General features: G+C 52.3%; 12 protein-coding genes. 3 read left to right on the forward strand and 9 right to left on the reverse strand.

The window, feature by feature from the left end; translation table 11 throughout:
- Positions 1–16: 16 nt before the first annotated feature.
- From NGM62_RS14055 to NGM62_RS14070, 4 genes are all read right to left on the reverse strand, one after another.
- Positions 17–430, reverse strand: a complete 414-nt coding sequence (locus tag NGM62_RS14055; RefSeq protein ID WP_262248856.1) for a c-type cytochrome — start codon at positions 428–430, stop codon at positions 17–19.
- 78 nt (positions 431–508) lie between these two features.
- Entirely contained in the window at positions 509–1,381 is an 873-nt protein-coding gene (locus tag NGM62_RS14060) for an SDR family oxidoreductase (protein WP_262248857.1), read from the reverse strand.
- Complete coding sequence (locus tag NGM62_RS14065; protein WP_262248859.1) at positions 1,381–2,145, reverse strand: enoyl-CoA hydratase/isomerase family protein; 765 nt, start codon at positions 2,143–2,145, stop codon at positions 1,381–1,383. Before NGM62_RS14065 ends, NGM62_RS14060 begins: the two co-directional genes overlap by 1 nt.
- Before the next feature lie 5 nt (positions 2,146–2,150).
- Positions 2,151–4,865, reverse strand: a complete 2,715-nt coding sequence (locus NGM62_RS14070) for a TonB-dependent receptor plug domain-containing protein (RefSeq protein WP_262248860.1) — start codon at positions 4,863–4,865, stop codon at positions 2,151–2,153.
- 56 nt (positions 4,866–4,921) lie between these two features.
- On the opposite strand from NGM62_RS14070, the gene purD reads away from it, so the two are divergent.
- A complete protein-coding gene (gene purD, locus NGM62_RS14075) occupies positions 4,922–6,196 on the forward strand; it encodes a phosphoribosylamine--glycine ligase (protein ID WP_262248862.1) in 1,275 nt (424 codons plus the stop codon).
- 13 nt (positions 6,197–6,209) lie between these two features.
- On the opposite strand, the gene NGM62_RS14080 is transcribed toward purD, so the two are convergent.
- The 5 genes from NGM62_RS14080 to NGM62_RS14100 form a co-directional block, all read right to left on the reverse strand.
- Entirely contained in the window at positions 6,210–7,370 is a 1,161-nt protein-coding gene (locus NGM62_RS14080) for a MalY/PatB family protein (RefSeq protein WP_262248863.1), read from the reverse strand.
- Between the two features lie 207 nt (positions 7,371–7,577).
- On the reverse strand, positions 7,578–8,552 hold the full coding sequence (locus NGM62_RS14085; protein WP_262248865.1) for a DMT family transporter: 975 nt from the start codon (positions 8,550–8,552) through the stop codon (positions 7,578–7,580).
- Between the two features lie 37 nt (positions 8,553–8,589).
- Entirely contained in the window at positions 8,590–9,525 is a 936-nt protein-coding gene (locus tag NGM62_RS14090) for a hypothetical protein (protein ID WP_262248866.1), read from the reverse strand.
- Positions 9,526–9,545: 20 nt separating this feature from the next.
- The gene (locus tag NGM62_RS14095) at positions 9,546–10,295 is read right to left on the reverse strand and encodes a HEAT repeat domain-containing protein (protein ID WP_262248868.1); all 750 of its coding nucleotides are present in this window, start codon (positions 10,293–10,295) and stop codon (positions 9,546–9,548) included.
- A gap of 2 nt (positions 10,296–10,297) precedes the next feature.
- Positions 10,298–10,894, reverse strand: a complete 597-nt coding sequence (locus NGM62_RS14100) for an RNA polymerase sigma factor (RefSeq protein WP_262248870.1) — start codon at positions 10,892–10,894, stop codon at positions 10,298–10,300.
- A gap of 78 nt (positions 10,895–10,972) precedes the next feature.
- On the opposite strand from NGM62_RS14100, the gene NGM62_RS14105 reads away from it, so the two are divergent.
- Together NGM62_RS14105 and NGM62_RS14110 are read left to right on the forward strand one after the other, a co-directional pair.
- Entirely contained in the window at positions 10,973–12,796 is a 1,824-nt protein-coding gene (locus NGM62_RS14105) for a DUF4153 domain-containing protein (protein WP_262248872.1), read from the forward strand.
- Between the two features lie 118 nt (positions 12,797–12,914).
- On the forward strand, positions 12,915–13,694 hold the full coding sequence (locus tag NGM62_RS14110) for a hypothetical protein (RefSeq protein WP_262248874.1): 780 nt from the start codon (positions 12,915–12,917) through the stop codon (positions 13,692–13,694).
- The last annotated feature ends 36 nt before the right edge of the window (positions 13,695–13,730 follow it).

A 13,730-nucleotide genomic window follows, 5' to 3' on the forward strand; every position in this document is an offset into this window, starting at 1 on the left:
TACATACAAGCACAAATTATCGCGTTACCGTTGCCGGATGCTCTTTACCGTTGTGGCACGTCATGCAGGTAATCTGCGTGAGTTCCCCGGTCTTCTCATCACGGTGCTTGAAGTGCTTTCTATTTATCCGCTGGGTCATTTTCATCATCCAGCGGGCAGTTTCCTTATGGGGGTTGGCGTCGCTTGCGAAGTCCAGTTTCTTGGGGTCGTTGGCATCTTGGGCATGGCAGAAGCCGCATTTAACGCCCAGAGCAACCTTAAAATCATCCATTACCTGTTTCATCTCCTCTTGGGTGATGTCTTTGGGAAGCACCTTGAGATTGGTTGCTTTCCATTCCTGGGGCTGCGGCTGGGTCTCCGGTGCAAATGAGCTCAGCGCAAAAATGCCCGCGAATACAGCCACGACGGCGGCAATCATTCGATATGTCATATAGTGTTCAGTTTATATAGGGTAAATATAGCAATCTACCATCCGAACACCGAAAAGAAAAAGCTATTTAGAATGGGTTTAACTTTTCGCTTGCCGCGTCATTTTCTCCAGGTCGTCCCACAAGTCGCCGGGCACCGCCTCCAATCCGCTGAATTGCCCGGCCCCTTGCAGCCACTCTCCTCCGTCAATGGTGACGACCTCACCGTTGATGTAGCCAGCAAAATCCGAAAGCAGGAAAGCCGCCAGGTTGGCCAGCTCCTGATGGTCGCCCACCCGTTTGAGCGGCACACGTTTTTTGAAATCGAACTGCTGGGCGAGGTCGCCCGGCAACAGCCGCTCCCAGGCCCCCTTCGTAGGGAACGGGCCGGGAGCAATGGCATTGCTGCGGATACCATACTTACCCCACTCCACGGCCAGTGATCGGGTGAGCGCCAATACACCCCCTTTGGCTGCCGCCGAGGGCACCACATAGGCCGAGCCGGTAAACGCGTAGGTGGTAACGATGTTTAATATGCTAGCGGATTGCTGGTGGGCAATCCAGTGCTTGCCGAAGGTCAGCGTGCAATTGGCCGTCCCCTTGAGTACGATATCGATGATGGTACCGAACGCATTGGCTGAAAGCCGCTCGGTAGGTGAGATAAAGTTACCCGCCGCATTGTTAAGCAGCGCATCCACCCGGCTGAACCGTTCCAGCGACTTGGCCAATAGCTGCTCTACCTGGCCGCTATCCCGGATGTCACACACCACCGGCAATATTTCACCGCCGGTATCGGCCGCCATCTCCTTGGCAGCTGCTTCCAGTACATCCAACTTGCGGCTGGCGATGACCACCTGGGCACCCAATCGCAAAAAATAAGTGGCCATGGCCCTACCCAGTCCGGTACCGCCACCCGTTACCACGATGGTTTTACCCCGAAGGGCATCATCACGTAAAGCACCTGCTACCGCCATTACTTACTTCCTTTTAAGTTGTCGATAATTGTTTTAACGATGGAGCGTGTGGCGGGCGACCACCATTGCTTTAACACCGCGTCGATGGTTTCTTCTTGGTTAGCCTCAAACGCTGCAACCAATGCCTGCCGCATGTTCCGCTTACTTTGCCGCCACGTATTCCGCTCGTATTGGGTATAAGTACGGAGCTGGCGCTCCGCGGCCGACCGGATACGCCGGCTGTCGACCAACTCATCCACCAGTCCCGCTTCGAGGGCTTCCTGCGGTTTCAGTAACTTCCCTTCCAGCAAGTATCGGTATGCGCGGGCCGGACCAAGCCAGAATCCATATAATTGGAAGATGCTTTCGGGCACGATGAGGCCCACCGGCACTTCGTTAAGACCGATAATGAAATCGCCTTCAACCATCACCCGGTAGTCACAGCAGCTCGCCAGCACACATCCTGCCGCAGGGCTATGTCCACTGATCGCAGCCACAGCGGGTTTATCAAACGCCACAAGTTGCCGGATTACGTCCATAAAGGTATGCCAAAAGCGACGGGCTTCCGCCTCGTTATAATCGTATAGGGAAATGAGATCCAGCCCCGCACTGAAAAACCCTTCCTTACCATGCAAAATCAACCCTTCTATAGCCGGGTCATTCTGTGCCTCGGTCACGGCTGTACTAAGCTCTTCGAGCATCTGTTGGTGAAGCGCGTTAGACCGGCCACGGTCGAGGTAAATGTGCAATATCCGATCTTCAGCTGTTGTTTTAATAAAGTCCATTTTTCCTATTCAACGGTTATGTAGTGCACCGCATGTGCCAATCGGCCGGAAATATCCAGCCCTTCCACCATAATACGGTATACACCCGGCGACTCGGCGGTATAAAATTCGAAAGATGCCATCCCATCATCACCCGTAACGATACTGGGGGCCCAATGGATGGTGGTACGTAGGTCTTTCATCGCTGCCAGCGAATCGGCCGAGACACTGTAGTCTGGTGCATAAAACTCACGTACTTCATAATACCCCTGCGGGCTATGGGTAACAATACCGGGGGTGTATATATCGCGGCCATACCCCCCGCTGTCGCCCCGTTTCGTAGTGATGATGATTACGCCACCGCTGCCCATACTTCCGTAAACGGCTGTATTACCGATACCGCGCAATACTTCCACGGTTTCCACATCAAACGGATTGATCATCGGAAGGGCCTCAGCCTCCATATACATGCCATCCAAGACGATCTGCATCGGCTGGTTGGGTGAGCGAGTCGAATAGGGTACCCCATTCCGGAAAATCACCCCATGCAACCGTCCTTGCAGGCAAATATCCAAGGTAGAACAACCCATGGACAACTCCTCGGCGGTGATGACCTGATCGGCATTGCCCGGTCCGTTCAGGTTGCTTGAATGCTTGACCTTCTTTTCGGCTCGCTCGGTAACCTTTACTTCTTCCAGAAGGATGGTCTTCTCTTTGAGTCCGTATTTTTCCAGCTCTTCAAATTGCTGTTGGGTATTTTTGAGGTACGTTTGGATCGATTGGTTCACATCGACGGTGGCGTCGGGTGCGTTTTTACTGCGTGTCACTTGCTGCCGGGGCACTTCGTCCAACACAACGTCTACATTTTTTCGGCCACGCTCATCCCGTGCCTGCACAACGAATTTTGTATCGTCGTAAAACAACAGCCGATCAAAGTTGAAACGACCCTCAGCATCGGTCACCGTATCCACCACCGCCAGCACATTCCCTGTAGACAATATGGTTACCTTGGCATTGGGCACGGGTATTTTACCGTTTCGTTTGGTTACTACACCACTAATCCGTAGGGCTTGCTCGGGTGAATAAGTAACCGTTGGGCTTTTACCTGCCACCAGGTCCTGCCAATCGATGCGGCTCCAACCCTGGGTAAGCATCACATTATCGAGCTGCAGCCCACGGGCAAAATCGGGATCTTTAAAATAACGGTTCGGTGTTTCAACATATCCTTTAATATCTGCGCTGAGTAATAGACTTGGATATATGCTCCCTTCATGCACGCCACTATCGATCGGTACCCGGGCCATATCGATTACAGCGGCAGAAAGCGCGGCAATACGGCTTGTGTCCGAAGGCTGCCCGGCAGTGAGCTTTACGGTTACCTTTTCTTTCCGGCGGTATGTTTCCCAGTCCGTTTCAATCGTCAGTGGCAACAGTGAAGCATCGTTGGTATTAAAGATGGTACGCTCGGCCACCGGTATCCGGTTGTTGGCAAACAGCGTTATCTGGATAACCCCTGCGGGCAAATGCTCCCTTGGAATGGCGAAAACAGCTTCGTTTTTTGCCTGCTTATTCGTCGACGCATAAAACACCTCGCCATTCCGGTGGAGGACGACGGAAACCTGTTGCCCCTGTACAAGGTCGTCCGATGCGTAGGCCTGCACAATGAGCTGCCTATCGAGCTGGTTGTTCACCGCTAGGGCATATCCGGAGATCTGCACTTCGGGGAGGTCTACCTTGCTCTCGCTCCCATCGGCGTACATTATGCTGGCAGTATAGCGGGCCCCGGCCTCTGGTATGAAGCTGAAGTTTCCCATCCCTGCGTAGTCCGTTTCGAATTCGGCTATCCGGGTGCCTGCACCATCGTAGATAGAGCCAGCCGCGCCGATCCCAATACCATCGGATGCCAGTGCCTTGAAGGCCACTTTGGTGAGGTTGCCGGCCAGCATTTGGCCGCTTTCCGGAAAAAAACGGATGCTATTGGTGTTCGATGTCGTTTTTAAGGGTATCCGTTTATGTACCGTACGCCGGTCGGCCGTAGACAGCCGGAGCAGCACTTCGCCCGATTTGAGGTTGAAGGGCTGTTTATTGACGAAGTCAAACGCGATACGTCCGTCACCGTCGGTTGTTTCCCGCCCGCGGGCAATGTTCCGCCCTTCCATCACCACCTGGTAGTTGGCATCCATATCTGCAAAGGGGCCACCTTGGAGATCGGTAAACTTGATTTCGGCATGGACTTGGTGCTCCGGGGAGTTTTCGAAAGAAAAACTGCTATGGGCAACAATATTATCGGTGCGGGCATTGCCGATAGGCAGTATGCGGTCGTAGAAAATATCGGTATCAAAATTGCGCATCCAATTGGTATACGCACGTATCCGGTAGTTTCCTTCGCTAAGCGAATCAGCCAGTTGGAAATCGCCCATGGTCACCCCGGCAACAAGCGGCAACCGGACGGATTGCACGACGGTCTGCTCAGGCCCAACCAGATCGACATATAGGATTTTGCTCAGGCCCGAAAGCTGGTTATAGGCCCCTATGGTTACATAGCCTTTAAACCAGATGTCATCACCAACGGCATAGTAAGGCTTATCTAAGTGTAGGTAAACTTTTTCTTGCGGGTATCGGTTGGCATGGCTTTCCAGCTTGGACAAGACTTCTTCGATTATGGGGGTGCCTTGTCCAGAGGCCATCGGTGTGGTAAACCAACATATCACCAATATCGAAAGAAAACGATGTAAGCCCATAATTCATTTGGTGAACCTAATATGGTAAATATAGGTAAAAAAAATATCTTTGCAAGATGAATATCCTTATCGTAGGTTCAGGCGGCCGGGAAAGCGCCTTCGCTTGGAAAATAGCCCAAAGTCCGCAACTTAACCAGCTGTATATTGCACCGGGTAATGCCGGTACAGGCCGCTATGGAAAGAATATCGCCCTTAAAGTGACCGATTTCGACGGTATTGCTGATTTTGCGCTCGGGCATGGTATCGACATGGTGCTTGTTGGTCCTGAAGAGCCTTTGGTAAAAGGTATCCACGATTATTTCCTCGAACGGGAGGACCTGCGCCACATTCCGGTCATCGGCCCACAGCGGGCGGGTGCCCAACTGGAGGGGAGCAAGGACTTCGCGAAGCAATTCATGGTGCGCCACGGTATCCCTACTGCTGCCTCGCAATCATTCAATCAGACCACCCTGGAGGAAGGCCTGGCCTATCTTGGAACGCAGAAGCTTCCCATCGTACTGAAAGCCGACGGGCTGGCCGGTGGAAAGGGCGTACTCATCTGTACGACGCTCGACGAAGCCCGTACTGAGCTGAAGGCTATGCTGGCCGATGCCAAATTCGGCGAGGCAAGCAGTACGGTAGTCATAGAGGAGTTCCTCTCCGGTATCGAATTGTCTGTGTTTGTGCTCACGGATGGCGATACGTACAAAGTACTGCCGGCAGCCAAGGACTATAAGCGCATCGGCGAGGGGGATACCGGCCTCAATACCGGGGGGATGGGGTCCGTATCGCCCGTACCGTTTGCCGATAATGAATTTCTCGACAAAGTCGAAGAACGCATAATCATACCGACCATTGAGGGCCTGAAAAAAGACGGCATCCCATACCAAGGGTTTATTTTCCTCGGCCTGATGAATGTGGGCGGAGAGCCTTACGTAATCGAATACAATGTGCGTATGGGCGACCCCGAGACCGAAAGTGTATTGCCCCGTATTGAAAGCGACTTGTTAGATCTACTCCAGGGAGTGGCTCAGCGGAACCTGCAGGACCGTTCGTTCACGCTTTCGCCCAAAACGGCGGCAACCGTGATGCTGGTGTCGGGCGGATACCCCGGCACATACGAATCGGGCAAGACAATCGACAACATCGAAAGTGTGAAAAATTCCATCGTTTTCCACGCAGGCACGACCACGGAAAATGGCGTGGTAAAGACTGCTGGCGGACGTGTAATCGCGGTCACCGCATTGGAAGACACATTGTTCGATGCGCTGCAGCAAGCCACTGCCGATGCGGGGCGCATCTATTTCGAGGGCAAAAACTTCCGCCGGGATATCGGGTTTGATCTGATATAACCCCGGTTGGGGATCAGGCCTTTTTAACGCCTTTGGCGAGGCGTTCAAGCCCTTCTTCGAGCAACGGCCGGGGGCAAGCAATATTCATGCGCAGAAAACCTTCGCCAGCATTGCCGTACAGCGTGCCCGGATTAAGCCACACCTTCTCTTGCCCTACCAGTTTATCGGAAAAATCTGCCGACGAAGTGAGGACGGCACGGCAGTCCAACCACGCCAGGTAAGTAGCCTCCAAGGGTACGACCTTAATCTGGGGCAGGCGCTCCGAACAGAAATCCGTCAAATAAGCAAAATTGCTGCTGAGGTATGCTTTGAGCGAATCGAGCCAAGCTTCCCCCTGCTCGTATGCCGCAATCAATGCCGTTATCGCAAACGGGCTCAACAGCTCCCTCTCTTGTACGGTGAGCACATGCTGAATCCGCTTCATAAGGTCGGGGTGCTCACAAAATAAATAGCCAACCTGCAATCCAGCTAGGTTAAACGTTTTGCTCGGCGAACTGACCGTAACCGACCGGAGTCCGTCGCCGCTGCCCAATGAGGCGAACGGAATGTGCTTATACCCGTCGTAAACCAAGTCGGAGTGGATTTCATCCGATAGAACCAATACGTCGTGCCGTGCACATATCTCCCTTATTCTGGTGAGTTCTTCCGCTGTCCACACACGTCCCGCGGGATTGTGGGGGTTGCATAACATCAAGAGTTTCACTGCTGGGTCTGACGCTTTTACTTCCAAATCCCCGAAGTCGATGCGGTATCGGCCATCTTCGAAAAGCAACGTATTCTCGACCACCTCCCGATCGCAATGGGCAATAGCTATATAAAAATGGTTGTAAACCGGCGGTTGCACCAACACTTTCCCGCCAGAGCCTGTAAGTGCCCTGATGATGGCAGACAAGGCGGGTATTACCCCCGTAACCGGTCGGATCCATTCTTTCTGCAGCATGTAGCCGTGCCGCTTTTGCCACCAGCCGATAATGGCATCGAAGAAGCGGTCGGGGGTCTGCGTATAGCCAAAGACGCCATGGGCCACCCGTTTTTCCAAAGCCGCTTGGACGGCTGGCGCAGTCTTGAAATCCATATCCGCAATCCACATGGGCAACACATCGTGTCCGGCGGCATCCCACTTGATGCTATCGGTTCCTTTTCTGTCTACATACTCATCAAAATGATTATCCATGGTTCTTCGCTGTCTATGCCGGCTAATATAGGATTAAGCATATAAAACAGCAAGGCTACCAGCGGCACCCAACCAAAACCTTATCGCCGTTTTGTTGTTATAAGCCCAATTAGGTAACGACTATGAACAAATTATTCAGGCCACTGATTGCCGGGTGGGGCGCGAAAAAAATGGGCTTCGGATGCTTCGGCACCATCATCATTTTTATTATCCTCTATTACTTGCTGGGTTATCTCTTTGGCTAAGTGCTTCATCGGGCACCGAGGGGGCTGCCACTAGGGTTGCGGGGCCTGTGTTGGGTTTCCGCTGGATCAGGTAGACCCCCAGCAAGATCAGCATGCCCCCCAGGGCATGCGACCACCCCAGCCGTTCTCCATCGAGCACCCCCCACATCACAGCAACGATGGGTATGAGATAGGTAACCATCGACGCAAACAGTGCGGAGGTAAGCTGAAGCAGCTTGTAATAAAGGATCATCGCCAGGGCCGTGCCCACCAACCCGAGTATGGCCACATATCCGAGGCCTTTCCACTGCGCTGGTGTACCGGCAAACGTGGAGAAAAAATCAGTGAACCCCAGTATGATGAGCGCAGGACCGAACCAGATGGTAAAAACGGCGGCAGAAAGTTTGAACGACGGAATGCCCGAAAGATACCGGTTGATGATTAAGCCATTCATGCCATAAAAGGCAGTAGCCAATATGATGAGCAGCGAATGTGATACGTCGCTCCGGCCGCCATCGGTGTCGGCACCGATCAATAAGGCTGCGCCGGAAAAGCCGATGATGACTCCCACAACCTGCCATAACCGGCTCCGGACCCCGAAAAACAGAAACCCGAATAAAAGGACAAACATCGGCACAAGGGAATCGAGGATGGCTGCCATAGAGCTACTCACCCGCTCCTGGGCCAAGGGAAAAAGAAACATCGGAATGAAGTTGCCCATGCCCCCGCCGGCAATGACCCAGGGAATCAGCTTCTTCGGGATATGCTTAAAACTCCTTACACCAAAGAACACTAGGGCCAGCCCTGCCACGCACAAGCGCAAAGCACCCACTTCCATGGGTGTATATACCAATAGTCCCTGTTTGATAAGAATGAAAGAACTCCCCCAAGTGAGGGTGAGAATGGCCAACAGGCCCCACTTCTGATATACCGGATGCACCTGAACTTTTTTGCACAAATGTCCGATTTTTTATCCAGAGTAGGGCCCGCTTTTTTCAGTCGGTACGCAAATACACGTTCTTGTAGGTCGACTTCAGAATGAGATCGATGCCTCCGCCATTGACGGTGCCTTCGATGTTTTCCCCTATCCCGCCGCGGAATATGGTTGCGATAGAAATGCCCGTACCCGATGACGGCGGTGATGCAATCAGGATATCGCGCATGGAATCCAATGGAACGGCAATGCCTTCGGCCACCTTGACCTCTCCGCCTTCAACGCTTGTCACACGATCCGGGGCCTTGATAGCAACTCTTTCTTCATCAGCTGCTTCGGGCCTAATAGCGATATTGAAGTCACTCGCGGCATATAGCTTGCCGTAGCTCGTACCCATGGTCAGGTTGGCCTTCGTTGAAGCCGGCATAGCCACATCCACATGCCCATAGACTGAAACAATGGATATGGGGCCCTTGACATCGTTGGCAAAAGTGGCCTCAATATTTTTGTAAAGACTCTTAATGTTCATGGGCCCGCTATTGTTTTCCAGGACGACATCATTATACGACGTGGAGACTTCAATTTCCCCTTTTATGTTCTTGATCAACAAGGTGTCGGCGAAGATGGACTTATTGTTGTTGAAAACAATGTCTAAGGCGTTGGGCACCCGGATGTACAAGATATCACCACGGCTGCTGTTTCCCACAGGGTTTACTTCGATATCGCTCCCTTTTTTGGTTACGCTGATCCCCAAGCCGGTGTTATCGGTAAAACCGGAGCTGCTCAGGGCTTGCAACCCTTTGGCCCGTTCATCTTCCTCCTCAGGAACGCCCTGATTGCTGAAAACGATTTCATTTCCGGCATAACCCTCGATACGGGCGCCGTTAAGGTTAAGGTAAAGTTTGCCGGCAGGCTTGTCGACCCGATATTCCTTCTGCGCCAATGCCGGAAGGCTAAGGGCCAAAAGGAGTGTCCAAGTGATTGTTTGCTTCTTCATTGTATTCTTTTTAAGTATGTTTAAAGTTTCTCTTGATATAACAATACGGCATAGGCTTCGTCTTTCACCGCCTCAAACGTATACGGGTTGCGCGCCACCGCAAACAACGCTTCTTCAATTCCTACGTGATCTATCCGTGCGGCGATCCGTACAATCCCCAACTGCACCAGCGGGTCATCCTGTGTGGTGAGCGCAGCGGCCAGCAGGTCGGCTACTTGCGGATCGTCGATGCGGCGGCTGAGTACGTCTAGGGCAGCCAGGCGCACGTTCGTGTTTCCGTCGCGATTCATGGTTTCCGATAGCATGGCTACGATACGTCCGTTCATCCGCCCCGATTGCTCGATTTCCAAGATGGCCGCCAGCCGCGTGCTTGCCGATGTGCTGTCGGCCAGCCGAACAGCGAGGGGTACCGGTGCCGGTTCCCGGGGCGCGACCCTATGACGGGCTTCTTGTGGCTGCTCCTCCACGGGCGCCTCCACCGGTAGCTCTACTTGAGCAGTAACGGAGGAATCGGCGGTACGTGGTGCGGGCTCAACAGGCTGATGTACGATTTGAGGTTCGCTGTGGCGCTGTATCGCCTCACCATCAAAAAACAGGTATGTACAGACCAGCCCGATCAGCAGCGACGCTGCAACCAGCCAGGCTGCACGCCGATACCGCCTTTCCGGCTTAAGCTGCATCTGCAGGCGCCGCAGCACACCTGTGGGCGGCTCCAGTCCGTCGAACGCCTCGCGGTGCTGTTGTACGAATTTCTTTAGCGGGTCATTCATGATCATGTCCTATCTTTCAGTGATTGTATTACTTTTTTCTTGGCACGGTGGTATTGCGTCCGCACCGTACTGTGTGAAATGCCCAGCATCCCAGCGATTTCCTCTTGCGGGATATCTTCAAAGAGATACAGGTTCAATATGGTTTTATACCCTTGGGGCAATTGATCTATAGCCAGTTTGACATCCTCAACCTTGCAATCAAATAGTTGGTCTGCCTCTAGGTCGTACGCTTCCTCGTCCGCCACATCAAGTTCATCGTTATCGAAAAAAATAATTTTCCTTTTCCGCAGGTGGGTAATCGAACGATTTAAGGCAATCCGATGGATCCAAGAACCGAAACTGCTGGCATTCTGCAGCCGGTGAATATTGGAAAACGCATGGTAGAACGACTCCTGCAAGATATCTTCGGCCTCGGCGGTATGCGATACGATACGGCAGATGGAGTTATAGACCGGCCGGGCATATCGGTTATATAACGTGGTAAAGCCGGTATCGTGCCCATGATGGCACAGAGCAACTAATTCAATTTCGTCCTTTTTATCCGTAGGCTGCAAGAGTTTTTCCTTATGTGATTCATTGTTAAGTCGCGGAGTGCTCAAAAATGTTGCATGGCAATTTCCCATCAAGGTAAAAATAATTGTTGGTTTATGTTTATTTTTAACTCCTGTAATCGGTTAATGAGTCTACGCACCATGAAATTCCCTTCCCTTATCAGCCTTTCAAGAAATTCGGTCGCCGTTTTCAAACGCTTCCCTACGCTGTTTGTTGTCGTGGTGTTCGCTACAGCTTTAGCGTACTTTTTAATGGGCGATCCCCCGTTAGACGATGGGGTGGAGCATCAGCTTTGGCAATTATTGGCTACGTGCGATCTATTGCTTACACTCGGCCTCGCCACCGACCTTTTTGCCGAATCGAGGGCATTCAACGGCATCCGCAAATGGGGCCTTCGGGCAGCGGTATTCGTCGTGTGCGGCCTGCTGTACACGGTGCTTGACCCTGCCGAATACCAAACAGATATGGTGCGATTCGGCCTATTTATTTTTGCGTTCCACCAAGTTGTGGCTTTCGCCCCCTTTATCAAGCGCGGCAGCAACAGCGACTTCTGGAACTTCAACAAGGTGTTATTCCTCCGTTTCCTCACCGCTGTGCTCTACTCGGTATCGTTATACGCCGGGCTCGCGGTAGCCCTATTTGGCATCGAAGAACTTTTTAATCTCGATGTGCCTTCAGAAACCTATGGGCGCCTTTTCGTTTTGGTAGCTATCGGGTTCAACACCCTGTTTTTTCTGGCAGGGGTGCCCACGGCATTTGAAACCACGCCAGCGGCGGGATCCTATCCAAAAGGGCTCAAGATATTTACGCAATACGTGCTCATACCCTTAATGACGATTTATCTGGCCATTTTGCTGGTGTACGAAGTCAAGATATTGGTCGAATGGGAAATGCCAAAGGGGATCGTGGCCACCCTCATATTGGGTTATGCAGTGTTTGGCGTGCTCTCACTCCTGCTTATCTGGCCCATACACAACGCCGACGGGAACCGCTGGGTTAGGTTCTTTTCAAAGTCGTTTTACCTTACGATGATACCGCTCATCCTGTTATTGGCGCTCGCCGTGTACCAGCGTGTATCCTATTATGGATTTACCGAAAAGCGCTACATCCTCATGGCGCTGACCGTCTGGCTGGCGGCCATCACCGTCTATTTCCTTTATTTCCGGAAGGACGACATCCGGCTGATACCGGTCAGCCTTGCCCTACTGGCGTTGGCAAGCACCTTCGGCCCGCAGAGTGCTACCGCCATTTCGCGCCATTCGCAGCAGCAACGGCTGGCGGAACTGCTTAACGCCACGACGGAAGGCACGGACGAGCGCCCCAGCGTCATTACCTACCTTTTGGAAGCACATGGCCTGCAATCGATGCAGCTGTTTACCGAGACGGACCTGGATAGCCTGGATAAGGAAATTACGGCGGCCAACGCTGACCTGCCCCCATACCGCATTACGTGGTTAAAACGAGATAGCATCTTTGGCCTCTTGGATGTGCCACCGACCGGGGTGTCAGACGGGCGGCACCTCACAATCCGTCGGGAAGGTGCGGCGGTCATACCGGTGCGGGGATACGACTATGTCTATCGGATTGAGCCCTATGGATCTGACTCCACGGTGATAGCCATCGGAAAAAGCAGCGTGCGTATTTCTTTGGAACGCGACAGCTTACTCGCCGTCGAGGTAGAAATGGGAAACGATACAACCGTCTTCTTCGATTTGGAACCCTTAGTTGAAGAAATCTACCAAGCCAACAAAGAAAGGAAGCTTACGCCGAACGAAAATGACGGAACCGGGTTTCTATATCCCGCGGAAAAGATGGAAATACACCGGGAGACGCCCCGCTTTACCATAACACTGCTCCTTGACCAGGTGAATGGTGATTTCCTTGCCCCTCATGAGGCGTCGAGCCGTGGCATATACGCCGTCGGTTATTTGCTGTTTAGGGAAAAGTAATCCACTCCTTGTAAAATACCCCTTTTTAGGTATTGGCTATCGGTGTGCTTTTGCCGAGATTCACAATGATTTATCAATGGTAGGGAGCATGCATCCGTTACTGAAAGACCGATGACCAATGAGGGCAAATAAATATTATGATTTCTTCCTGAAATTCTACCGTACCGTCAAACACAACGTATTTTATATCCTTTTGTCGCTGGCCGTACCCTTGATATTGTGGAAAGTACAGGTGGGCCGCGACATCGTGGTTAGCCTCACCGAGCAGGGTAGCGACAATTATTTGAATATTCCACTACTTATCGCAGCATTCTCGCTGCTTGCCCTGAGCAATTGGGTAATCCCTGTATTAGCCATAGATCTATGGGCGTTGGTCATGCGGCGGCCTGTCAGGTCCCAGCCGTTATTCGGCGGCCTCATCGCGCTGTACAATGGCGATACCGTAACCGGGCGAGTGCAGTTCCCGATCCGGTACTTTGCGAGCTTACCCTGGGTAATCTTCCTCTATGTTACCGTCCTTTCATTTTTTCCAAGCCAACCTGTTATTGCCATCATCACCATCGCGGCGTTGATACTGTGCGTTGTCTTGATAGATTGGGCGTATCGCCGAAAGCGTGTCCCGCGGGTATTTCAGGGGTTATGGGATAATGTGGCCGAAACTAAGGCCGGGAACCGCGTGAAGGCGCTCCGTTATGTGTTGGTAATGAGCTTGGTCTTTACGCTCTTCTTGATACTGGTCGGGTCGTTGGCATTCTGGCTCCGCACCAACCGCACGGGATTGACGGTGCTGGTAGTCGGCGCCAATTTTATTGGTCTGCTGGCCAATTATGCTTACATGAAGTTTGCAGAAAATGTGGATGTCCGCGTGGTCACCATCTCCTACTTTGTCAGTAAATAGTCAACCCTTAAAAAGCCCAATATTTCTTTTTTGAAG

It is taken from the genome of Parapedobacter soli (assembly GCF_025460835.1).
GTDB classification, from domain to species: Bacteria; Bacteroidota; Bacteroidia; order Sphingobacteriales; family Sphingobacteriaceae; genus Parapedobacter; species Parapedobacter soli.

Bases quoted from the DNA above. Each gene is read 5' to 3' on its own strand.
- purD (WP_262248862.1), top strand. From the start codon at position 4,922: ATGAATATCCTTATCGTAGGTTCAGGCGGCCGGGAAAGCGCCTTCGCT.
- NGM62_RS14065 (WP_262248859.1), bottom strand. From the start codon at position 2,145: ATGGACTTTATTAAAACAACAGCTGAAGATCGGATATTGCACATTTAC.
- NGM62_RS14080 (WP_262248863.1), bottom strand. From the start codon at position 7,370: ATGGATAATCATTTTGATGAGTATGTAGACAGAAAAGGAACCGATAGC.
- NGM62_RS14070 (WP_262248860.1), bottom strand. From the start codon at position 4,865: ATGGGCTTACATCGTTTTCTTTCGATATTGGTGATATGTTGGTTTACC.
- NGM62_RS14060 (WP_262248857.1), bottom strand. From the start codon at position 1,381: ATGGCGGTAGCAGGTGCTTTACGTGATGATGCCCTTCGGGGTAAAACC.
- NGM62_RS14095 (WP_262248868.1), bottom strand. From the start codon at position 10,295: ATGAATGACCCGCTAAAGAAATTCGTACAACAGCACCGCGAGGCGTTC.
- NGM62_RS14105 (WP_262248872.1), top strand. From the start codon at position 10,973: ATGAGTCTACGCACCATGAAATTCCCTTCCCTTATCAGCCTTTCAAGA.
- NGM62_RS14090 (WP_262248866.1), bottom strand. From the start codon at position 9,525: ATGAAGAAGCAAACAATCACTTGGACACTCCTTTTGGCCCTTAGCCTT.
- NGM62_RS14110 (WP_262248874.1), top strand. From the start codon at position 12,915: ATGAGGGCAAATAAATATTATGATTTCTTCCTGAAATTCTACCGTACC.
- NGM62_RS14055 (WP_262248856.1), bottom strand. From the start codon at position 430: ATGACATATCGAATGATTGCCGCCGTCGTGGCTGTATTCGCGGGCATT.